Origin of the sequence: Microbacterium sp. SORGH_AS_0862, assembly GCF_030818795.1 — a bacterium.
GTDB lineage: Bacteria > Actinomycetota > Actinomycetes > Actinomycetales > Microbacteriaceae > Microbacterium.
Map to the genome: position 1 here is coordinate 399,863 of NZ_JAUTAY010000001.1, position 20,951 is coordinate 420,813.

Sequence of the window (20,951 nt, forward strand, 5' to 3'; positions counted from 1 at the left end):
CCCCTCAGCGTATCCCGGCGCTGTGTTACGTACATGCGTCATCTTCGGCAGAATCGATGCCCGCGCATGCACGCAGGTCTAGCCTGGGATGTCGTGGACCCCCTGATCGCCGTCGCCGTGCTGGCCGCGCTGCTCGCGGCGACCGTCGGCCTCGGCCTCGCCCTTCGCTGGCGGCAGAACCGTCCGCGACGAGTGGATCCCGACGAGGTCGTGGATCCGGCGCGTCTCGGCGCTCCCGCGCTCGGCGAGGTGGCGACGCTGCTGCAGTTCAGCACCGAGTTCTGCGCGCGCTGCCCCGGCGTGCACCGCACGCTCTCCGAGATCGCCGCCGACCGCGAAGGGGTCGTGCACCTCGACGTCGATCTCACGCACCGCACCGACATCGCCCAGCACTTCCGTGTGCTGCAGACGCCCACGACGCTGATCCTCGACCATCGGGGCACCGTGCGCACGCGGTTCGGCGGAACACCTCGCCGCGACGTGGTGGAACTGGAACTCGCCCGAGTGACCGAGGAGTCGACCCGTGTCTGATCGCTCACCTGCCCGTATCGATGTGCGCGGCCCCCGCTTCGCCGCGTCCATCACCGCTGTGCTCCTGCTGATCGCGGTGCTGCTGGGGCTCACGGGTGCCTCGGCGGACCCCTCCGGGGGGCGCGTACGGCTGGTTCGCCTACCAACCGCTCGCCCCCCAGGAGGCTTTCTCGCCGGGACCCTGGGCGATCCTCGCATACCGGGCGGCCGATCCCGGCTTCATCCTGCTGGCTGTGATCGCGGCGCTCTTCCTGTGGGGCGTGGTGTCGCCACGAACCGCCCCCTGGGGTGTGCTCTACCGAAAGCTTGTGCAGCCGCGCCTGCAGCCGGCGAGGGAGTTCGAGGACCCGCGCCCGCCGCGGTTCGCCCAGGGCGTGGGCCTGTTCGTCACGGTCGTCGGCGTGGCGCTGCACCTGATCGGCGTGCCGTGGGCGCTGCCGATCGCTGCAGCGGCCGCGTTCATCGCCGCCTTTCTGAACACGGTGTTCGGCCTGTGCCTCGGCTGCCAGCTGTACCTGCTGCTCGCCCGCGCGGGCATCATCCGAACCGCCAGCCCGGTCTGAGCCCGCACGGCTGTCAAGGCCAGAGCCCGCACAAAGATCCGCTGGATACGCTGTGCGACGAGGGCCGAAACGCGGCCGGAGGGAGACGACCATGAGTGTCACCAGCGAAGCCAGCACCAGCTGGAAGGGAAGCCTCGCAGAGGGATCGGGCGAGGTCGCCCTCGAGTCCTCCAACCAGGGCCCCCTGGCCGTCAACTGGAAGGCTCGCAGCGAGGGCTCGACGTCGGTCACGACGCCCGAGGAACTGCTGGCCGCGGCGCACTCGTCGTGCTTCAGCATGGCGCTCTCGCACGCACTGACCGAGAACGGCACCCCTCCCGAGAGCATCGAGACGACCGCATCCGTCACGTTCGTTCCGGGCACCGGGATCAGCGGCAGCCATCTGAACGTCAACGCGAGCGTGCCCGGCCTGTCGTCCGAGGACTTCGCCCGTATCGCCGCCGAGGCGAAGACGGGATGCCCGGTCTCGCAGGCGCTGGCGGGCATCGAGATCACGCTCGAGGCGACGCTTGCCTGAGCCCCGCCACGTCGTCGTCAGCGGCGCGTCCGGGCTCATCGGCAGCGCCCTCGTGACGTCGCTGCGCGCGGACGGCGTGCGGGTGACCACACTCGTGCGCCGTCCGGCGCAGAGCGCCGACGAGGTGCCGTGGCTGCAGGATGCAGGACCGCTCGATCCGGCCGTCCTCGCGGGGGCGGACGCCGTCGTGTCCCTGAGCGGCGCGAGCGTCGGACGCTTCCCCTGGACACGGTCGTACAAGAGCACGCTGCTGTGGTCCCGCCTCACGCCGACACGGACGCTCACTCGGGCGCTGCGCGCGCTCGGACCGGATGCTCCCGCGTTCGTCTCCGCCTCCGCCGTGGGCTACTACGGATCGGCTCCGGGCGTGCGCCAGGACGAGAGCTCCGGTCCGGGCGACGGCTTCCTGTCGCGGCTCACCGTCGACTGGGAGCAGGCCGCGCGCGAAGCCGGCGACGAGACCCGCGTGACGCTCCTGCGCACGGCCCCGGTGGTGCACGAGCAGGGCGTGCTCAAGCCTCTCCTGCTGCTCACCAAGCTCGGACTGTCCGGCCCGATCGGTCACGGCACCCAGGCGTGGCCGTGGATCTCGCTGGACGACGAGGTGGGGGCCATCCGCCACATCCTCGCCGAGCAGATCACCGGGCCGGTCAACCTGACGGGACCGACTCGCGCGACCGCCAACGATCTCGGCTTCGCGCTCGCGCGACGCATGAACCGGCCCTACGTTCTCCGCGCCCCGGAGTGGGCGGTTCGCGCGGCGCTCGGCGCGGACGCCACCGAGGCGCTGCTCACCAACGATGTCGACCTCGTGCCGGGGGTTCTGACCTCCACCGGCTACCGCTTCACGCATCCCACGGTGGAGGATGCGGTCGCCGCGGCGGTTCCCGCCGCCTGACGCTCAGCCGCGGTCGCGCCGCTCCAACCGGATCGCGGTGCGCACCGCGGCGCGAGCGCGACGCCGGTCGCCCGATCCGTCGTAGGCGAGCCCGAGTCGGTACCAGGCGCGCCAGTCGTCCGGCGCCTCCTCGACGTCGTGGCGGTAGGCGGGGAACACCGCATCCGCCTCATCGCGCAGCACGCGCCCGCTCGGCCGGGTCTCCAGCGCCTCGGTGGGCAGTGCGTCTTCGGCCTCCAGCCGGCGGCCGAGCGCCTGCGCCCGCACGCCGAACCACAGCTCCCGCCCGACAGCCCACACGGCGATGACCGGCAGGACCAGCAGTGCGACACCCGCGGCGACGCCCAGCGGCATCCCGCTGGTCAGGAGCAGCCAGGCGCGCTGGCCCACGAACACGGCGTAGAGCGCGAAGGCCGCCACCATGACGGCGACGCCGATGCGCGCGCTCACGGAGTGGTCGCAGCGATCTGGCCGGAAGCGGCGCCGTCGGTCACCCCGGCGCCTGTGCTGCGTGTTCCGGGCAGGCGGATTCCGATGTCGAGGAAGCTGTCGAGTCCCACGTGCACGCCACGGGCGTCGCGGGCGGCGGCGAGCGCGATGCGGATGCCGGGGGCGTATGCCAACGCCGGCTCGATCGTGTCGTGGACGATCGAGAGGGACTCCCCCGCCCCCGAGAGGATGACTTCCTGACGCGCGACGACGCCGGGGCGACGCAGCGAGTGGATCGGGACGCTGGCCACCTGCTGTCCGCGCGCCCGCTGGTCGACGTGCGGCGCCTCGACCGGGCCTGTGCCCTGGCGGGCGGCCGCGATCATCTCGGCCGTGCGCACCGCGGTTCCGCTGGGCGAGTCGATCTTGGTCTCCCGGTGGGCCTCGACGATCTCGATGGAATCGAAGAAGGGAGCCGCGGCAGCGGACAGCGCCGAGCCCATCACGGAGCCGAGCGAGAAGTTCGGGACGAACACGACGCCCACGTCGGCCGCATCCGCCAGGGGGCGCACGAGCGCGATGCGCTCCGCCGACCACCCGCTCGTGCCGATCAGCACGTTCTTGCCGCGTTCGATGGCCGCGCGGACGACGTCGATGGAGATGGCGGGGATCGAGGCGTCGATCACGAGGTCCGCATCGTCGATGGCCTGGATGTCGTCTCGCGACGAGAGAGCGGCGACGAGCTCGAAGCCCTCTTCGCCCTCGACCACGCCGCGGATGATGCTTCCCAGCTTGCCGGTTGCTCCCACGATGGCCACACGCGTCGTCATGTCTCCACCCTAGGCGTACCCCGGCTACGCTCGCGGTATGCCCACCCTGCGTGCCCTTCCCGCAGACGACCCCGTCAGTCACGAGCTGCTCACCCTGTACTTCGCCCGCCGCGCGGAGGGGTTCCCCGGCGGCGGATACCGCACGGTGTTCCCCGACCCTGCAGCCTTCGAGGAGCCGAACGGCGTGTTCCTCGTTCTCTTCGACGACGCCGGCGAGGCGATCGGTTGCGGCGGCATCCGTCGCATCGCCGACGGGCCCACGGGCGTCCGCTACGAGCTCAAGCATCTGTTCGTCCGGCCCGAGGCGCGCGGCAGCGGCGGCGGACGGCTGCTCGTGACCGAGCTCGAGGAGCGCGCCCGGGGCTTCGGGGCGGCAGAGCTTGTGCTCGACACCCATCACTCGCTCGAGGCAGCCGGCTCTCTCTATGCGCGCAGCGGTTTCACCGCCATCGAGCCGTACAACGACAACCAGAACGCCACGCGCTGGTACGGCAAGGCGCTGTGACGTGGCGCGACCCTCGGAGTTCCCGTTCGTTCCGAAGACGACCGTGTCCCTCGAGGTGGGCGACGTCATCGCGATCCCCCGGACAGACGGCCTCTGGGGTGCGCTGCACGTGGTGGACCTGCGCCGATCGGGCGTGACCAGCCGGGTGTCGTTCATCGCGGGCGTCCTGCCGTGGCGCGGCGCCCACACCCCGAAGGCCCCGGATGTCGCGGGCTTGGCCGTCGTGGAGCAGGCATTGGTGGGCACGGCGCTCTTCCGTGAGGGCGGACTTCAGGTCACCGCCAACGCACCGTTCACGCCCACATCCCTGCCCAACAACTTCCGGGATACCGGGATCGGTTCACGTGTCCAGGTCTGGGGATGGCGGGCAGCCGTGGGCCGTGTCGACGCCTGGCGACCCGAGGATCCGGCCTGGACCCGGACGCGTCAGACGGGTGGGACCTCGGGGAGGCCCGTGCGCAGCTCGAACGGCAGGTGGGCGAGGTCGTTGTGCGAGACGAGCGTCCACGGACGCCCGTGGCGCTGTGCGATGACCGTGAGTCCCGCGTTGGCCTGATTGAGCGTCATCCAGCGCCAGTCGGGCGCGCCCAGCACCTCGCGCACGAACCACCCGATCACCGCGTTATGCGTGATGATCAGCTCGTGCACGTCGCCCTGCTTGCGCACGAGGAAGGCGGCGAGGGCGTCGGCCATCTGCGCACGCCCCGCATCCACCGCGGCCTCCGTGATACCGCCGAAGAACGGCTCGAAGACCGCGGGGGTCTCTTCCGTCATCCCGGTCGGAACGCAGTCGAACAGCAGTGACGAGGCCTCCGGCGTGATCGACGGCATACGCTCGGCCACCGCGCGGGCCGTCTCTGCGGCGCGCACGAGCGGCGAGTGCCAGACGGCATCGAACGGAACGCCCGAGAGTCGGTCGGCCAGCAGCTCAGCCTGGCGGCGGCCACGCGGCGACAACGGTCCGTCGTCGATGCCGTGCTCCGCATCCTGATGCTCGCCGTGGCGGACGAGATAGATATAGTGAGTCACGCCTGTCGCTCCGTCGAGTAGGTCGAACGCCTCATCGGCGTCTCATCCACCCTAACCCGCTACTCCGACGCGCGCGCGATCTCCGACAGCTGGCTGCGGGTGAGACGGAGCCCCACTCCCTGCAGCACCTCCTCGACGTGATCGGGCGCGTAGGCGTTCGCGATCGGTGCGGCGACGATCCGCTGGGCGAGCAGCCACGCCACCGCGACCGCCGACACCGGCACACCGAACTCCGCCGCCACCGCGTCCAGGGCCTTCAGCGTGCGGCTGCCGCGCTTGGTGAGGCTGCCAGCCAGCTGGGCCGCTCGGACCGAGGTGACGGCCTTGTCGCGTGTGCGCCGGGCGCCGGCGAGGAACCCGTGCTCCAGCGGATGCGAGGGTGTCACCGCGACCCCCTGCGCACCGGCGACGAGTCGCAGGTCGCCGTCGAAGTCCTTCCGACGCAACACGTTGTAGGGTACGTCGAGCACCGTGAACCGCGGGAGTCCGGCCGACGAGAGGATGCGAGCCTCCACCAGCTGCTCCGCGCGCAGGCCGTACGCGCCGATGGCCCGTACCTTGCCGGCCTCGATCAGCCACTCCAGCGTGGCGAGCGTGTTCTCGAGCGATCCCACTCCTGCGGTGCCGTCGATGTAGAGCACATCGATGCGATCGGTGCCGAGACGGACGAGCGAGGCCTCGACCGAGCGGATCAGGTTGACGGGGCCGAGGCCCGGGTGGTCGGGATGAGCGCCGACGCGGGTCATGAGCACGAGGTCGTCGCGCACGCGGCGCTTGCGCAGCCACTCGCCGATGATGTGCTCGCTGCGTCCGCCCGCAAAGCTGTCCGCGGTGTGCACGGCGTTGCCCCCCGCGCTCCACGTACGCGTCGAGGATCGTGTGGCTCGTGTCGATGTCGACGTTCCAGCCGAACTCCGCGCCGCCCAGGATCAGGGGGAAGATGCGCTGGCCGCTCTCACCGAGATCGATGCGGATACCGGAGCCGACGCCGGGGCCCTGCACGGGGATGGGGGCAGACGGGTGCATCTCTGCCACGTCGGTGGGCGCAACCGGGTGCGTCGCCGTGCCGATTCCGAAGATTCTCACGCGCACCCCTTCCGCATTCTCGTGTCGCGGAACGCGGAAACCGTGGATCTCCCGCGTGGCTCGACGCGTACTTAGACAGTAAGTGAGCGCGCGGTCACCGGATTCCGCCACGGCGATAGATCGATAAACATTGCATAACTCTTTTGTCACGGCCTGCCCGCGAACGGCAGAGGCCCCCGTCGCGATATCGCGACGGGGGCCTCTGCAGCGTCGGGGGATCAGCCCTCTGCGGGAGCCTCCGGACCGGGGTTGGCCGCGTCGCGACCCTCCTGGTCCGCAGCCTCTTCGAGCACGGGCTCGAGCGACAGCTTGCCGCGGTCGTCGATCTTCGTGATCTTGACCAGCAGCTTCTGACCCACGCTGAGCACGTCGTCGACGTTCTCGACGCGCTTGCCGCCGGCGAGCTTGCGGACCTCGCTGACGTGCAGCAGGCCGTCCTTGCCGGGCAGCAGCGAGATGAAGGCGCCGAACGTGGCGATCTTCACGACGGTGCCGAGGAACTGCTCGCCCACCTCGGGGTTGGTCGGGTTGGCGATCGCGTTCACCTGGGCACGGGCCGCCTCAGCCGAAGGGCCGTCGGTCGCGCCGATGTAGACGGTGCCGTCCTCCTCGATGGAGATCTGCGCACCGGTCTCGTCCTGGATCGCGTTGATCGTCTTGCCCTTCGGGCCGATCAGCTCACCGATCTTGTCGACGGGGATCTGGACGCTGATGACGCGGGGCGCGGTGGGCGCCATCTCGTCGGGAGCATCGATCGCGGCGTTGAGCACGTTGAGGATCGTCAGACGCGCGTCCTTGGCCTGCGTCAGCGCGGCGGCGAGCACCGACGACGGGATGCCGTCGAGCTTCGTGTCGAGCTGGATCGCCGTGACGAACTCGCTCGTACCGGCGACCTTGAAGTCCATGTCGCCCAGCGCGTCCTCGGCACCGAGGATGTCGGTCAGCGCGGCGTAGCGCGTCTGGCCATCGACCTCATCCGACACGAGACCCATCGCGATACCCGCGACAGGCGCGCGCAGCGGCACACCGGCGTTGAGCAGCGACAGGGTCGAGGCGCACACGGAGCCCATGGACGTCGAACCGTTGGAGCCGAGAGCCTCGGAGACCTGGCGGATCGCGTAGGGGAACTCCTCGCGGCTGGGCAGCACCGGAACGAGGGCGCGCTCGGCCAGGAAGCCGTGACCGATCTCGCGACGCTTCGGGCTACCCACGCGGCCGGTCTCACCGGTCGAGTAGGGCGGGAAGTTGTAGTGGTGCATGTAGCGCTTGCTCGTGGTGGGGCTCAGCGAGTCGATCTGCTGCTCCATCTTGAGCATGTTCAGCGTGGTGACGCCCAGGATCTGGGTCTCACCGCGCTGGAAGATCGCCGAACCGTGCACGCGCGGGATGACCTGCACCTCGGCGTCGAGCGCACGGATGTCGGCCAGGCCGCGTCCGTCGATACGGACACCCTCGGCGAGGATGCGACCGCGCACGATCTTCTTCGTGACCGACTTGTACGCTGCGGAGAACTCGAGCGTCGCCGCGGCAGGCAGCTGCTCGGCCTCGACGGCTGCGACGAGCTCTGCCTTGACGGCATCCTTCACCGCGTCGTCCGCGTTCTGACGCTCCTGCTTGTCGGCGATCTGGTAGATCGGGACGAGCTTGTCGTAGGCGCGCTCGGCGACGAAGTCGTACGTCTCCTGGCTGTAGGGCGGGAAGACCGGGTAGGGCTGGATCTCCTTCGCCGCGGTGTTCGCCACGACGTTCTGCGCCGCGACGAGCTCCTTGATGAAGGGCTTGGCGGCCTCGAGACCCTGCGCGACGATCTCCTCGCTGGGCTTGGTGGCACCGGCCTTGATGAGGTCCCAGCTGTGCTCGGTGGCCTCGGCCTCGACCATCATGATCGCGACTTCGCCGTCCTCCAGGACGCGACCGGCGACGATCAGGTCGAAGACGGCCTCCTGCAGCTGCTCGGCCTTCGGGAAGGCGATCCACTGGTCGGCGTGCTCGCCGTGACCGGGGATGAGCGCGAGGCGCACACCGGCGATGGGACCGGAGAACGGCAGACCCGAGATCTGCGTCGACAGGGACGCCGCGTTGATGGCGAGAGCGTCGTAGAACTCGCCCGGCGCGATCGAGAGCACCGTGACGACGATCTGGACCTCGTTGCGGAGGCCGTCGACGAACGACGGGCGCAGCGGACGGTCGATCAGACGGCAGACCAGGATCGCCTCGGTCGAGGGGCGACCCTCCCGGCGGAAGAACGAACCGGGGATCTTGCCGGCGGCGTACGAGCGCTCCTCGACGTCGACGGTCAGCGGGAAGAAGTCGAAACCCTCACGAGGGTGCTTCCCGGCGCTCGTGGCCGAGAGGAGCATCGTCTCCTCGTCGAGGTAGGCGGCAACGGCACCCTGTGCCTGCTGCGCCAGTCGCCCGGTCTCGAACCGGACAGTGCGGGTGCCGAATCGGCCGTTGTCGAGAACGGCTTCGGCGGCGGTGATTTCCGGACCTTCCAAGAGGTCCCTCCTTCTTTGTTTAGGCTCGCCACCCCGTGTGGGCGACGAGCGGACATGCGAAGGAGCAGGGCTGCGGTTATGGGCGCGCGGCATGACTGCAGAGAGCCTGCGCTGGCCACCAGTAGAAGACCACCCGGCGTGCGACGCACGACGAGGAACCCACCACAGGGGACCAGCTTCCCGCCGGCCTGCTCCGTGAACTCGTATGGAGTTGGGCGATCGCAGAGAGCGATCCGCCTCAGCCTACCAGTGCAACCCGTTCTCACGCCGGTCGGCGCCGCCTATCGTGGAACGCACACCCGCGACAGCGGAACCGACGAGAGGACAGGTCATGACCTACGACACCACCCCCGGCTCCGACCGCGACGCCGAGCCGGGCACCGAGCCCGCAGCCTCCGGCGAGGAGCAGCTGGTCGAGGACGGTCTGCTCGACGGCACCCCGGAGACGCCGGACCCGCGCGAAGAGGCGCAGTTGCAGGCGCAGCTCGAGCGCGAGATACGTTTCGACGGGTTCGAGCAGGGCATCGAGGGCTGAGACGGAAGAGAGGGCCCCGGCACGCATCGCGTGCCGGGGCCCTCTCTCTGCGTGTCTCAGTGGGCAGTGGTCGCCATCGGCTTCGGGGCCGTATCCACCCCCTCTGCGGCGGGCGCCTTCTCCCCCGCATCCGCACCGTGTCCGCCGGTCAGCGTGGACTCGTCGAACGGGCGGGCGCCGGAGAGCACCTCGCGCACCCGCGCCTTGTCGATCTGCCGGGTCCAGGTGCCGATCAGCACGGTCGCCACCGCGTTGCCGGTGAAGTTGGTGACCGCACGCCCCTCCGACATGAAACGGTCGATGCCGACGATGACCCCCACACCGCCGACCAGGTCGGGGCGGTAGGTCTGGAGCCCCGCCGCGAGGGTCGCGAGACCCGCGCCCGTGACGCCCGCTGCGCCCTTCGAGGCGATGATCATGAACACGAGGAGGCCGATCTGCTCCGGGATGGACATCGGAGCACCCATGCCCGTCGCGATGAACAGCGAGGCCATCGTGAGGTAGATCGCCGTGCCGTCGAGGTTGAAGGAGTAGCCGGTGGGAACCGTGATGCCCACGACGGGCTTCGAGACGCCGAGGTGCTCCATCTTCGCGATGAGCCGGGGCAGCGCGGACTCCGAGGACGACGTCCCCACGATCAGCAGGTACTCACGGCCGAGGTACTTCATGAGCGAGAAGATGTTCACCCGTGCGACCGCGTACAGCAGCGAGCCCAGCACGCCGGCGATGAAGACGAAGCACGTGATGTAGAAGGCCACCATCAGAAGACCGAGCCCGAGGATCGCGGCGACGCCGGTCGAGCCGACGACGGCGGCGATGGCACCGAATGCGCCGACGGGAGCGAGCCAGAGGATCATGCCCAGGATGCGGAACACGAGCGTCTGCAGGTGGGTGACCGCCGTCATGATCGGCTTGCCCTTCTCCCCCAGCCCCTGCAGCGCGAAGCCGACGAGGAGCGCGATGAAGAGCACCTGCAGCACGCTGCCGCCGGTGAACGCCGCGAAGAAGGACTCGGGCACGATGTGCAGCAGGAAGTCGACCGTCGAGGTCGCCTCGCCCGTCGCCTGGTAGGTGGAGCCGGACATGTCCAGTCCCTCGCCCGGGTGGATGATGTTGCCGACCACGAGGCCGATCGCCAGTGCGAAGGTCGACATGCCGAGGAAGTAGACCAGGGCAAGCCCGCCGATCTTGCCGACGGTCGCCGCCTTGGCGATCGAGCCCACGCCCACCACGATCGTGCAGAAGATGATGGGGGCGATCATCATCGTGATCAGCGACACGAACGCGGTCCCCAGCGGCTTCAGGCCTACTGCGAACTCGGGGAAGACCAGCCCGACCACGGCGCCGGCGACCACCGCGATGATCACCGAGACGTACAGCCAGGTGTGCTTGTCCCATTTCTTGCGACCGGGGCGGCCTGTCAGCCGCGGCAGGGTCACCGTCGTCGTGCGGGGAAGTCGCAGAGCCATCGTCGTCTCCTTCTCGATCGGGCCGCCTCGTCGTGGCCACGCTCGTACCTTCGTCCCCGCTGACGGACGGGGTCGAGTTGTGGTCGTATTGATCACGGAGGATGCGGTGAGACCGACGAAGTTCCCGACGAGCGCGGCCACGCGCCTGTTCCTGCTGATCGCCGCCGCTGCTGTCGCGGCGGCGGCGACGCTCAGCGCGGTGCTCGTGCTGGACGCGCAGCGCGCGGAGCGTGCGGAGGCGGAGCGCGTGACGCAGATCGTCGCGCGCACCCTCGCCGAGGATCCGTTCGTTCGAAGCGGCGTCACCTCCGAGGACCCCTCCGCCGTCCTCCAGCCGTTCGCGGAGTCGGTCATGGCCGCCAGCGACCTCGACTTCGTGACGATCATGTCGCCCGACGGCGTGCGGTTCACCCACCGGGATCCCGCCCGAATCGGCGAGCGCTACATCGGGACGATCCCCGCAGCCCCCGAATCTCTCACCGAGGAACGTGCGGGGACGCTGGGCCCATCCGTTCGTACGATCGCCCCGGTCACCGAAGGCGACGAGGTCGTGGGGTGGGTGTCGGCGGGGGTGACGCTGGGCAGCATCGGCGACGGGATCGCTGCCCGGCTGCCGTTCGCGCTGGCGGTCGCGCTCATCGTGCTGGCCGCGGGTCTGGTCGGCGCCGTGCTCGCGCGCGGCCAGGCGCGGCGCGTGACGGGCGATCTGGCCGCATCCGAGATCCGCGACACGCTCTCGAGCGCCGAGTCGATGCGCACCCTCGGCGAGGCGCTGCGAGCGCAGACGCACGAGCACGGCAACCGCATCCATACCGCCGTCGCCCTGCTCGAGATGGATCGGCGCGAAGAGGCGATCGCTCTGCTCACCGACTCCGCCCAGGCCTCGCAGGAGCTGGTCGATCAGGTCACGGCGCGCACCGACGGCGACGCCACCGTGGGCGCCCTGGTACTCGGCAAGGTGTCGCAGGCGGCCGAACGCGGGGTGCTCCTGCGCACGCAGATCGCTCCCGACGCACCCCGCTCGGTGCTCTCCGCCGTCGACGCCGTCACGGTCGTGGGTAACCTGCTCGACAACGCCGTGGATGCGGCGGCCGCCGGCCCCCCGCCGCGCACCGTCGATTTCACGATGACGCGGTCGGGGCGAGACCTGATGCTCACGGTGACCGACTCGGGCGCCGGAGTCCCCGCGGAGATGCGCGAGAGGGTGTTCGAGATGGGATTCAGCACGAAGCCCGCGGGGGCGGAGGGTCGCGGCGTGGGCCTGGCCCTCGTTCAGGACATCGTGACGGCGGCGGGCGGCAGCATCCGCATCGACGACGCCGATCCGAGCCGCTTCGAGGTGCTGCTGAAGGGGCGGGCATGATCCAGGTCCTGGTCGTCGACGACGACGCGTTGACCCTCGAGCTGCACGGACAGTACGTCGGGCGCCTGGACGGCTTCGAGGTGAGCGGACTGTGCGCGGGAGCGTCGGCCGCGCTGCGCGCGCTCATCGGGCCTGCGCCGAGGCCCGTCGTCGACCTCGTGCTGCTGGATATGACCATGCCGGACGGGAGCGGGCTGGATGTGCTGCGCCGCATCCGCGCCGCGGGCAGCACGGTGGACGTGATCGCGGTGACCAGCGTGCGCGACGCCGAGACCGTGCGGGCCACTGCCAGCCTCGGGGTCGTGCAATACCTCGTGAAACCCTTCACCTTCGGCGTGTTCCGGGAGCGGCTCGAGCAGTACGCACAGGCCCGCGAGCTGCGGGCTCCGCGCGGACCGGCGACGCAGGCCGAGATCGATGCGCTGCTCGGGGCCGGTCGCACGGCTCCCATCCCGGTCACGCCCAAGGGCATCTCGCCGGACACGCTGGACGCGGTGGGCCGGGCGCTGCGCAAGGGTGACGCGCTCTCGGCCGTCGAGACGGCACGTCTGCTGGGTCTGTCGCGCGTCTCGGCGCGCCGCTACCTGGAGCACCTCGTGGAGATCGGTGCCGCCGAGCGACGTGCGCGCCACGGTCGCCCGGGCCGCCCCGAGAGCGAGTACCGCTGGTCCGTGTGACTCGTGGGGTTGGTGTGATGCCTGTGACGCAATAGCGTGTTCCGCATGACCGTCGAGCGCACGCAACGCCCGCGGGCGTTGCGCCCGGCCGCGCTCGCTGTCGCCGTCACGATCGTTGCGCTGTTCGCCGGGTCCGGCGCACCCGCCCAGGCTGCCGACACCCCTTCGTGGAACGACGTGCAGAACGCACGCGACAACCGGGCCGCCGCCGCCGAGCTCGTCGCCCGCATCGAGGCCGAGCTCGACGCCGCGCAGGACCGCAGTGCAGCCTCCGCCACCGCAGCGCTGGATGCGGCGCGCGTCGCAGAGGACGCCCGCCGACGCGCGGACGACGCCGCGCAGCGTTCCGCTGCACTCGATGCGCAGGTGGACGCCGCCCGGACGGAGGCCGAGGCGCAGCGCGCTCGCACGGGCGCACTCGCGTCCTCCATGTACCGGCTGCAGTCCGACGGTCCCCTCGTCGCCCGACTGCTGACCGCCGCCGACCCGGACGACCTGCTCGATCGTCTCGGGCTTCTCGAGACGATGGGAACGGCCTGGGCCGGCCGTGCGGCGCAGGTGCAGGGCGCGGCGCAGGTCTTGGCGGCGCTCGACGACCAGGCCACCGCCGCACATGTCGCACGCGAGGACGCCGCCGCGGCGGCCGAGCGCGCCGCCGCCGACGCGCAGTCCGCCGCCGACGCGGAGGCCGCGGCGGTCACGGAGCTCACCACGCAGGCCGACACTCTCTACGCGCAGTTGGCGACACTCAAAGGCACGACGGCCGATCTGGAGCGCCGGTACCGGTTGGCGAGTCAGGTGGCGGCACAACCGGCGAATCCGGCACCCACATCCCCGTCACCCGGCTCTCCTGCGCCCCCCGCGCCGCCCGTACCCACCCCTCCCGCGGGCGGTGCCGTCGTCGTCGACCCCGCGGGGGCCAGGGAGTACGCGCGCGGCGCGATCGGCTCCTACGGCTGGGGGCAGGACCAGTTCGAGTGTCTCGTGTCACTGTGGAACCGCGAGTCCGGCTGGCGCGCCGATGCACTCAACCCCTCGAGCGGTGCCTACGGCATTCCGCAGGCGCTGCCCGGCGGCAAGATGGCGACCGCAGGGGCCGACTGGCGCACGAACGCCGCCACGCAGATCAATTGGGGCCTGTCGTACATCTCGGACCGCTACGGCTCCCCCTGCGGAGCGTGGGGCCATTCCCAGGCCACCGGCTGGTACTGAGCGCCTCGCTTCTGCGCGCTCAGGCAGACGAGGACGCGCGGCGGGAGCGCCCGGCGCCGGGCATCTCGACAAAGTCGTCGTGCTTGGCATCCAGGCCGTCACCGGCGGTGCGCCCCCGCATTCGACGCCACAGCCAGGGCAGCGCATCGCGACGCAGCCAGCCGCCCGCAGCGGGCTCGTCGTCGTGGAGGGCCGCGTCCAGGTCGCCCAGAGCCTCCGCATCCGGGATGCCCAACACCTCCGCGGCGCGATACGCGAGGAAGCGGTGACCCCGTGAACGCAGGTGGACCTTGTCGTCGGCCCACATCTCCAGCGCACCGATCTCGGGCAGCGCGTCCAGGTCGAGGAGCATGCAGCCGTGGACACGAGCGATGCGGCGAAGCTCCGAGGCGTACTGGGCGAACCGGCGCGCGAACAGTCCCGCGGCCCGACGGTGGGGCAGGAAAGGTGTGACCAGGAGAACGTCGCAGCCCGCCGCCCGCAGCGCCACGACGCCCTCCTCCAGTTCGGCGGCGAGCGCGCGCGGGGCCGCGCCGTGACCGACGAGGTCGTTCGCGCCCATGAGGATCGAGACGAGGTCGGGGCGCAGCTCGAGCGCCCGCGGGATCTGCGTCGTCGTGAGATCGCGCACGCGACGCGAGCGGACCGCGAGATTGGCGTAGCGGAAGGGCTCGCGACCGCGGTGCTGCTGCGCCAGCAGCGGCGCCAGACGATCGGCCCAGCCGCGATACTGACCGTGAGGGGCGCGTGAGGTGTCGCACAGGCCCTCGGTGAGCGAGTCGCCGAGCGCGACGAACCTCGCCCACCGGCGCGGCGCGGGAAGCAGCGCAGGCATAGCGGGACGAGTCTCGCCGCGGGCCAGGAGCCGATCGTCGATCCGGCGCAGTTCCCGTGCTTCGTCGTAGTGCCCGAGGAGCTGACCGTACAGCGACGCCCAGGTGCGCTCGGCGACCGCGTCGCGTGCGGCGACCGAGAAGGCCTGACGCTTCGCGTCGTCACCCAGCAGGTCACCGACGCGAGCGCGGAGGTCGGCGAGGTCGCCGGGGCGGTAGAGCCATCCGTCGATGCTCGAGCGCACGAGGTCCACCGGTCCGCCCGTCCCCGTGGCGACGACCGGGACGCCGCTCGCGTGGGCCTCCTGGATCGTCTGGCCGAAGGTCTCGCTCTCGCCGGGGTGGACGAAGACGTCGAACGACGCCATCGCCTCTGCGAGCTCGGCGCCCCCGAGATGCCCGAGGAACACCGCGCCGGGGAGCTGTCGCTCGAGCTGGGCCCGGGACGGACCGTCTCCGACGATCACCAGCCGCGCACCTTCGACCCCCGCCAGCACCGCGAGATCCTCCACCTGCTTCTCCGGGGCGAGGCGCCCGACGTAGCCGATGATGTGCTCGCCCGGTGCGACGCGTCGGCGGAACTGCTCGCTCCGACGTTCCGGCCGGAATCGCTCGCCATCCACGCCACGCGCCCACATCCGCAGGCGATCCACTCCCATCCGCTCCAGCTGCGCGACCGACGGGGTCGAGGGCGCCAAAGTGAGGGTCGCCCGGCGGTGGAGCCGTGCGACGTGCCCGGCGGCGAGCGCCGCAGCCTGCGGCATCCGGTAGCGCTCCGCGTAGGCGACGACATCGGTCTGGTAGATCGCGACGGATGCGGTGCGCAGCGACTCGGCGGCGTTCACGCCCTGCCACCCCAGCACGAAGGGCGACGCGAGGTGGACCACGTCGGGGCGGAACTCGCGGAGGATCGCCGCGATGCGCGCGACCCGTGCGAAGACGACCCGCACCTGCGGGTACGACGGCAGCGGGAGCGACGCGAGCAGCTCGGTGCGGGAGGCGGCGACCGCGTCGACGGACTCGGTGGAGCGAGGGGCGATCACGAGCGTCTCGTGACCGTCGGCGGCGAGGTGGCGGAGCACCTGCAGGACGGAGCCGGTCACCCCGTTCATGTGCGGAAGGTAGGACTCGGCGATCAGCGCGACTCTCACGAGACCAGGGTGCTCCCGGAGCCGCGCCCGAATGCCGTGAACCCGGGTGGATCGTCGAGAGTTCACCCGATGCACCACGGCTCGTCACCGGACGTGCCCCGTTGGGTCGCCGTTCACCCGCCGCTGGGATGCTTCACCGGTGGCGGAGCCTTTCCTGACCGATCTCGCATCGAGTCCGTGGGCGTTGCCGCTCATGGCCCTGCTCGTGTTCGCCGACGCGCTCCTGGTGGTGATCCCGGGCGAGGTCGCGGTGACGGCCATGGGCGCGCTGGCGGTGTCGACCGGCCGGCCCCCGATCGTCGCGGTCGTCGCCGTCGCGGCCGCCGCAGCATTCGCGGGAGACGCCGCGGGATACCTGCTGGGGCGCACGGTCGGGATCGAGCGCTGGCGCTGGATGCGGCATCCCCGCGTCGCGGCGGCGTTCGCATGGGCGCGGGGGCGCCTGCAGCGCAGCGCCGCGACGGTCGTGTTCACCGCGCGCTTCATCCCGTTCGCGCGCGTCGCCGTCACACTCACGGCGGGGGCCACACGCGTGCGGCCGGCGAGGTTCCTGGGCGCGTGCGGACTCGCGGCGCTGGGCTGGGCGGCCTACCAGAGCCTGATCGGCGCGGCGGTTGGCGCCATCGTGCCCGGCGGTCCCGTCGTCGCGGTGATCGTCTCCATCGTGCTCGCGTTGGGCCTGGGCTTCGCCGTGGATGCGGTCGCCGCGAGACGAGTGAGGGCGCCGCGGTGACGCGGCGCCCTCACTCGATGAGGAGATGTCACTCCCCCGAGAGACCTCCGAGCAGGTGGCCGAACGAACGGCCCTCCCCGAGGTAGTTCGCCGGGTCGAACGGGTCGGCGTCGACGACGGGGCTGCGACGGGCGATGGCCTCGGCCAGCTCGCACGCCCCCTTGTCCACACGGCTGGAAAGCGTCGCGACCTGGTCTCCGCTGCCACCCCAGTCGGCCGAGGCCGCGAACACGCCGGTGGAGACCGCATCCGCGTGGAGGTAGGCGAACAGCGGGCGGATCGCGTAGTCGATCGCCAGCGAGTGGCGGGCGGTGCCCGCGTTCGCTCCGATGAGTACCGGCTTGCCGCGCAGCGCATCGGGGTCGAGCACGTCGATGAACGACTTGAAGAGTCCCGAGTAGCTGGTGGAGAAGATCGGCGTCACGACGATGAGCGCGTCAGCCGACACCACCGTGTTGATCATCGTCTCCAGTGCCGTGGGCGCGAATCCGGTGAGCAGGTTGTTCGTGATGTCGTGCGCGTAGTCGCGCAGCTCGAACACGTCGGCGGTGATCTCGATATCGCGCTCCGCCAGCTCGCGCGCCGTGGCGGCGAGCAGGCGGTCGGCCAGCATCCGCGTCGACGACGGGTTCGACAGGCCCGCCGAGACGACGGCGATACGACGGGTGCTCATCAGGCGCTCCGCGTGGCGGCCGCACCGAAGGCGGCACCGACGGGCTGCGGGGTGTCCTGGTAGGGCGAACCCGAGGTCAGGTTGTCACCGCGGTTGGCGCGCGGGGTCGCCTGACGCGGCTCGGCGTCGCCGTACATCTTGCGCACCAGGTTCTCGTGGGTGGGCGCGTCCGGCACCTCGGCGGGACGGTTCTTCGCGAGCTCCTTGCGAAGCACGGGCACGACCTCGCCACCCAGGATGTCGAGCTGCTCGAGCACGATCTTCAGGGGCAGGCCGGCGTGGTCCATGAGGAACAGCTGGCGCTGGTAGTCGCCGAACAGGTCGCGCATACCGGCGTAGCGGTCGATGACCTGCTGGGGCGAGCCGACGGTGAGGGGTGTCATCTGCGTGAAGTCCTCCATCGACGGGCCGTGTCCGTAGACGGGGGCGTTGTCGAAGTACGGACGGAACTCGTTGACGGCGTCCTGCGAGTTCGCGCGCATGAACACCTGCCCGCCGAGGCCGACGATCGCCTGCTCGGGGGTTCCGTGTCCGTAGTGTGCGTAACGCTGGCGGTACAGCGCGATCAGGCGCTGGTAGTGCTCAGCCGGCCAGAAGATGTTGTTCGCGAAGAAGCCGTCACCGTAGTACGCGGCTTGCTCGGCGACCTCCGGCGTGCGGATCGAGCCGTGCCACACGAAGGGGGGCACGCCGTCGAGGGGGCGCGGCGTGGCGGTGAAGCCCTGCAGCGGGGTGCGGAACTTGCCCTCCCAGTCCACGACGTCCTCGCGCCACAGCTTGTGCAGCAGGGCGTAGTTCTCCAGCGCGATGGGCAGACCCTGACGGATGTCCTTGCCGAACCAGGGGTACACGGGGCCGGTGTTGCCACGGCCGAGCATGATGTCGGTGCGGCCGTTCGAGACGTGCTGCAGCATCGCGAAGTCCTCGGCGATCTTCACCGGGTCGTTCGTGGTGATGAGCGTCGTGGCGGTCGACACGAGCAGTCGCTCGGTCTGCGCGGCGATCGCGGCGAGCGTCGTGGTGGGCGACGACGACCAGAAGGGCGGGTTGTGGTGCTCGCCGAGGGCGAAGACGTCCAGGCCCACCTCCTCGGCGTGCTTGGCGATCGTGATGGTGTTGCGGATGCGCTCCGCTTCGCTCGGGGTGTGACCCGACACCGGGTCCTGGGTGATGTCCGAGACCGTGAAGATGCCGAACTGCATTCCCGGCCAGGTGGTGTTCTCGCTCACGATTCCTCTTCCGCTTCCCGGATGCGTGCCCGCATCCGTTTCTATGCGATTGAATATATCCCCTATAACGCGTCGGGGTCGAGGTTATTCCCGGCGACCGGACGCCGATTCGTACAGATGACGCAGATCCCTGCTCAGTTGGTGGGGCACCGTCTCGCTCGGAGAATGGCCGGTGTCGTAGACGACGGCCCGCGCGCCGATCCGCGACGCGTAGTCGCGGTACTCGGACTCGGGCCACAGGTCGTGCGTGCCGGTGGCGACGAGCTTGGGCAGATCGAGGCTTGCGACGGCGGCCGTGACATCCGGCATCGCCATCATGAGGCCCACGATGTCGGTCACGCTCGAGCGGCGGGTCAATGCGAACCGCTCGCGCACGAAACGGAGTCGTCCCGGCGGCACGCGGTTGAGGTTGTTGCGGATCCCCCACAGCATCAGGCCGGCGCCCGCGCGCGGCCCCGCCGCGTCCGAGAGGCGTCCGATGCGCTTGACGCCGCGGAAGACCTGTCCCGTGGCCGGCGGGCAGGTCACGAGCGCGAGGGTCGCGAACAGGTCGGGGCGCGCGACGAGCGCAAGCTGGGCGACGAGGCCGGCGAAGCTGTACCCCAGCACGTGCACGGGGGCGGATCCGGTCTCGAGCACCGCGATCATGTCGTCCACGAACAGCGGGTAGTCGTAGTGCCGCCGGGGCGGCACGAGATTCTCCGGCCCCGCCGCAGCGGATTCGTACTGACCCGCCAGATCGTAGGACTCGACGCGGTAGCCGGCTGCGGCGAGCAGCGGCATGACCAGCACGAAGTCCTCCTTCGACCCGGTCACCCCGGGAACGAGCAGCACCCTGGGGCCGTCCGCGGGGCCGAGCGAGACGCGGGCCAACGACCCCGACGGCGCGGCGACGGCGTCGCGCACGGCATCCGGCGGGAACACCTGCCAGTCCACGTCGCCGAGAGATCGGTCCTGCCAGGCAGCATCCTCACGCACGACCATCGACACCCCCTCACCGGTGGCCACACCCTACTGCCTCCGCGAACGGGCGACGGGCGCACCACGCGCACCGGTAGGGTCGCACGCGATGAGCCTTCCGCCGACCCCCGCGCCCGCGCGCCCGAAGCGCCGGGTGCCGTTCTGGGACAATGCGCGCTTCGCGTCGATCGTCCTGGTCGTGCTCGGGCACGCCACGCAGCGACTCATCTACGACTCGGATGCGGCCCTCGCGCTCTACCTCGTCGTCTATGCGTTCCACATGCCGGCCTTCGCGGTCATCTCGGGTTACTTCTCGAAGGCGGGCGTTCCGGGCAAGCGTCAGATGGCCCGCGTCATCACCGACATCCTGCTGCCCTACCTCATCTTCGAGACCCTCTGGACGTTCACCAAGTTCCTCGTGGAGGGCGCCCGCCAATCCGAACCCGACGCAGCCCTCGTGGACGCTCTGGTTCCTGCTCGCGCTCGGGATGTTCCGCGTCGTCCTGCCCTACCTCGCCCTCCTGCGCTGGCCGCTGCTGTGGACGTTGCTGGTGTCGATCGGCGTGGGCTATCTGCCGAACATCGACTCCACGCTGTCACTGTCGCGCACGATGGGGCTGCTGTTCTTCTTCACCCTCGGCTGGTGGCTGCGCGAGCACGACATCGTCGAGCGCTTCTCGCTGCTGGCCCGGCCGTGGTGGAGCCGCGTCGCCGCCGCGGCGGTGCTGGTGATCGCCGGCGCGGTCGCGTGGATCTTCATCGACGTCTGGCGGGCGATCGATCTGCGCACGTGGCTCTTCTACGAGGACGCCTACTCCGACCTGGGCGGCGAGCAGTGGTGGGCCGGCGGCATCCGGCTCGCGCTCATGGCGATCGCCCTGGTGCTGACCGCCGCCTTCCTCACTCTCGTTCCGAGGCGGGCCGCCTGGTGGACGCCGTTCGGGCAGTACACGATGTACGTGTACCTGCTGCACTCCTTCGTGCTCTACCCGTTCCGGGAGTCGGGCGTGCTGCGCGGACTCGACCCGACCTGGTTCTGGCTGCCGGTGGTCTGCGCCGCATCCGTGCTCATCGCGTTGGGACTCGCGACGGCGCCGGTGCGCCGGGTGTTCCGCCCCCTCGTCGAGCCGCGGTGGTCGTGGCTGTTCGCCGACCGCACCCTCGCACGCCGCGAGGGGCACCGCAGCGACCCGACCGGCTCGCGCCGCGCTCCCGAGCGCCGCTGAACCC

At 70.6% G+C, this 20,951-nt stretch carries 20 protein-coding genes and 1 pseudogene; 11 read left to right on the forward strand and 10 right to left on the reverse strand.

Translation table 11 applies throughout. The features are described from left to right. Positions 1-93: 93 nt before the first annotated feature. The 4 genes from QE377_RS01950 (at position 94) to QE377_RS01965 (ending at position 2,509) form a co-directional block, all read left to right on the forward strand. On the forward strand, positions 94-531 hold the full coding sequence (locus QE377_RS01950; RefSeq protein ID WP_307319182.1) for a thioredoxin family protein: 438 nt from the start codon (positions 94-96) through the stop codon (positions 529-531). Positions 532-626: 95 nt separating this feature from the next. Beyond that, complete coding sequence (locus tag QE377_RS01955; protein ID WP_307319185.1) at positions 627-1,094, forward strand: DUF4395 domain-containing protein; 468 nt, start codon at positions 627-629, stop codon at positions 1,092-1,094. 91 nt (positions 1,095-1,185) lie between these two features. Further along, positions 1,186-1,611 carry an OsmC family peroxiredoxin gene (locus QE377_RS01960; protein WP_137416563.1) on the forward strand — a complete coding sequence of 142 codons (426 nt, stop codon included), beginning with the start codon at positions 1,186-1,188 and terminating at the stop codon, positions 1,609-1,611. Next, positions 1,604-2,509, forward strand: coding sequence for a TIGR01777 family oxidoreductase (locus QE377_RS01965; RefSeq protein WP_307319188.1), 906 nt, complete (start codon positions 1,604-1,606; stop codon positions 2,507-2,509). Before QE377_RS01960 ends, QE377_RS01965 begins: the two co-directional genes overlap by 8 nt. Positions 2,510-2,512: 3 nt before the next feature. On the opposite strand, the gene QE377_RS01970 is transcribed toward QE377_RS01965, so the two are convergent. Together QE377_RS01970 and dapB are read right to left on the reverse strand one after the other, a co-directional pair. Beyond that, the gene (locus tag QE377_RS01970; protein ID WP_307319191.1) at positions 2,513-2,959 is read right to left on the reverse strand and encodes a hypothetical protein; all 447 of its coding nucleotides are present in this window, start codon (positions 2,957-2,959) and stop codon (positions 2,513-2,515) included. Continuing rightward, positions 2,956-3,768 (reverse strand): 4-hydroxy-tetrahydrodipicolinate reductase, encoded by an 813-nt coding sequence (gene dapB / locus QE377_RS01975; protein WP_307319193.1) that lies wholly within the window; start codon positions 3,766-3,768, stop codon positions 2,956-2,958. The genes QE377_RS01970 and dapB overlap by 4 nt, the downstream gene beginning before the upstream one ends. A 37-nt stretch (positions 3,769-3,805) precedes the next feature. Here dapB and QE377_RS01980 point away from each other — a divergent pair, with 37 nt between their 5' ends. Beyond that, positions 3,806-4,273 carry a GNAT family N-acetyltransferase gene (locus QE377_RS01980; protein ID WP_307319195.1) on the forward strand — a complete coding sequence of 156 codons (468 nt, stop codon included), beginning with the start codon at positions 3,806-3,808 and terminating at the stop codon, positions 4,271-4,273. Positions 4,274-4,699: 426 nt separating this feature from the next. Here the strand turns inward: QE377_RS01980 and QE377_RS01985 are convergent, their stop codons facing one another. The 3 genes from QE377_RS01985 to QE377_RS01995 all read right to left on the reverse strand — a co-directional run bounded on the left by QE377_RS01985 (position 4,700) and on the right by QE377_RS01995 (position 8,886). Further along, positions 4,700-5,302 carry a histidine phosphatase family protein gene (locus tag QE377_RS01985; RefSeq protein WP_137416556.1) on the reverse strand — a complete coding sequence of 201 codons (603 nt, stop codon included), beginning with the start codon at positions 5,300-5,302 and terminating at the stop codon, positions 4,700-4,702. Positions 5,303-5,361: 59 nt separating this feature from the next. After that, on the reverse strand, positions 5,362-6,141 hold the full coding sequence (locus tag QE377_RS01990) for an aldo/keto reductase (RefSeq protein WP_307319197.1): 780 nt from the start codon (positions 6,139-6,141) through the stop codon (positions 5,362-5,364). A 465-nt stretch (positions 6,142-6,606) separates the two neighbouring features. Then, complete coding sequence (locus QE377_RS01995; RefSeq protein ID WP_307319199.1) at positions 6,607-8,886, reverse strand: polyribonucleotide nucleotidyltransferase; 2,280 nt, start codon at positions 8,884-8,886, stop codon at positions 6,607-6,609. Positions 8,887-9,217: 331 nt separating this feature from the next. Between QE377_RS01995 and QE377_RS02000 the strand changes: the two genes are divergently transcribed. Then, positions 9,218-9,421: a hypothetical protein gene (locus QE377_RS02000; RefSeq protein ID WP_307319201.1), complete on the forward strand. Its 204-nt coding sequence runs from the start codon at positions 9,218-9,220 to the stop codon at positions 9,419-9,421. A gap of 56 nt (positions 9,422-9,477) precedes the next feature. Here the strand turns inward: QE377_RS02000 and QE377_RS02005 are convergent, their stop codons facing one another. Then, complete coding sequence (locus QE377_RS02005; RefSeq protein ID WP_307319202.1) at positions 9,478-10,890, reverse strand: cation:dicarboxylate symporter family transporter; 1,413 nt, start codon at positions 10,888-10,890, stop codon at positions 9,478-9,480. 106 nt (positions 10,891-10,996) lie between these two features. On the opposite strand from QE377_RS02005, the gene QE377_RS02010 reads away from it, so the two are divergent. From QE377_RS02010 to QE377_RS02020, 3 genes are read left to right on the forward strand one after another with little or no spacing between them, the layout of a single operon-like run. Then, positions 10,997-12,253, forward strand: a complete 1,257-nt coding sequence (locus QE377_RS02010) for an ATP-binding protein (RefSeq protein WP_307319205.1) — start codon at positions 10,997-10,999, stop codon at positions 12,251-12,253. After that, positions 12,250-12,930, forward strand: coding sequence for a response regulator (locus tag QE377_RS02015; protein ID WP_307319208.1), 681 nt, complete (start codon positions 12,250-12,252; stop codon positions 12,928-12,930). Before QE377_RS02010 ends, QE377_RS02015 begins: the two co-directional genes overlap by 4 nt. A gap of 45 nt (positions 12,931-12,975) precedes the next feature. Beyond that, positions 12,976-14,142, forward strand: coding sequence for a transglycosylase (locus QE377_RS02020; RefSeq protein WP_307319210.1), 1,167 nt, complete (start codon positions 12,976-12,978; stop codon positions 14,140-14,142). A gap of 19 nt (positions 14,143-14,161) precedes the next feature. On the opposite strand, the gene QE377_RS02025 is transcribed toward QE377_RS02020, so the two are convergent. Further along, entirely contained in the window at positions 14,162-16,126 is a 1,965-nt protein-coding gene (locus QE377_RS02025; RefSeq protein WP_307319213.1) for a GDSL-type esterase/lipase family protein, read from the reverse strand. A gap of 139 nt (positions 16,127-16,265) precedes the next feature. On the opposite strand from QE377_RS02025, the gene QE377_RS02030 reads away from it, so the two are divergent. Continuing rightward, on the forward strand, positions 16,266-16,859 hold the full coding sequence (locus QE377_RS02030) for a DedA family protein (protein ID WP_307319215.1): 594 nt from the start codon (positions 16,266-16,268) through the stop codon (positions 16,857-16,859). Positions 16,860-16,887: 28 nt separating this feature from the next. On the opposite strand, the gene QE377_RS02035 is transcribed toward QE377_RS02030, so the two are convergent. The 3 genes from QE377_RS02035 to QE377_RS02045 all read right to left on the reverse strand — a co-directional run bounded on the left by QE377_RS02035 (position 16,888) and on the right by QE377_RS02045 (position 19,745). Further along, on the reverse strand, positions 16,888-17,532 hold the full coding sequence (locus QE377_RS02035; RefSeq protein WP_307319218.1) for an FMN reductase: 645 nt from the start codon (positions 17,530-17,532) through the stop codon (positions 16,888-16,890). Further along, positions 17,532-18,734 (reverse strand): LLM class flavin-dependent oxidoreductase, encoded by a 1,203-nt coding sequence (locus tag QE377_RS02040; RefSeq protein WP_307325824.1) that lies wholly within the window; start codon positions 18,732-18,734, stop codon positions 17,532-17,534. The genes QE377_RS02035 and QE377_RS02040 overlap by 1 nt, the downstream gene beginning before the upstream one ends. A gap of 111 nt (positions 18,735-18,845) precedes the next feature. Further along, positions 18,846-19,745, reverse strand: a complete 900-nt coding sequence (locus QE377_RS02045) for an alpha/beta fold hydrolase (RefSeq protein WP_307325827.1) — start codon at positions 19,743-19,745, stop codon at positions 18,846-18,848. 85 nt (positions 19,746-19,830) lie between these two features. On the opposite strand from QE377_RS02045, the pseudogene QE377_RS02050 reads away from it, so the two are divergent. Further along, positions 19,831-20,947: pseudogene (locus tag QE377_RS02050) on the forward strand (acyltransferase family protein). The last annotated feature ends 4 nt before the right edge of the window (positions 20,948-20,951 follow it).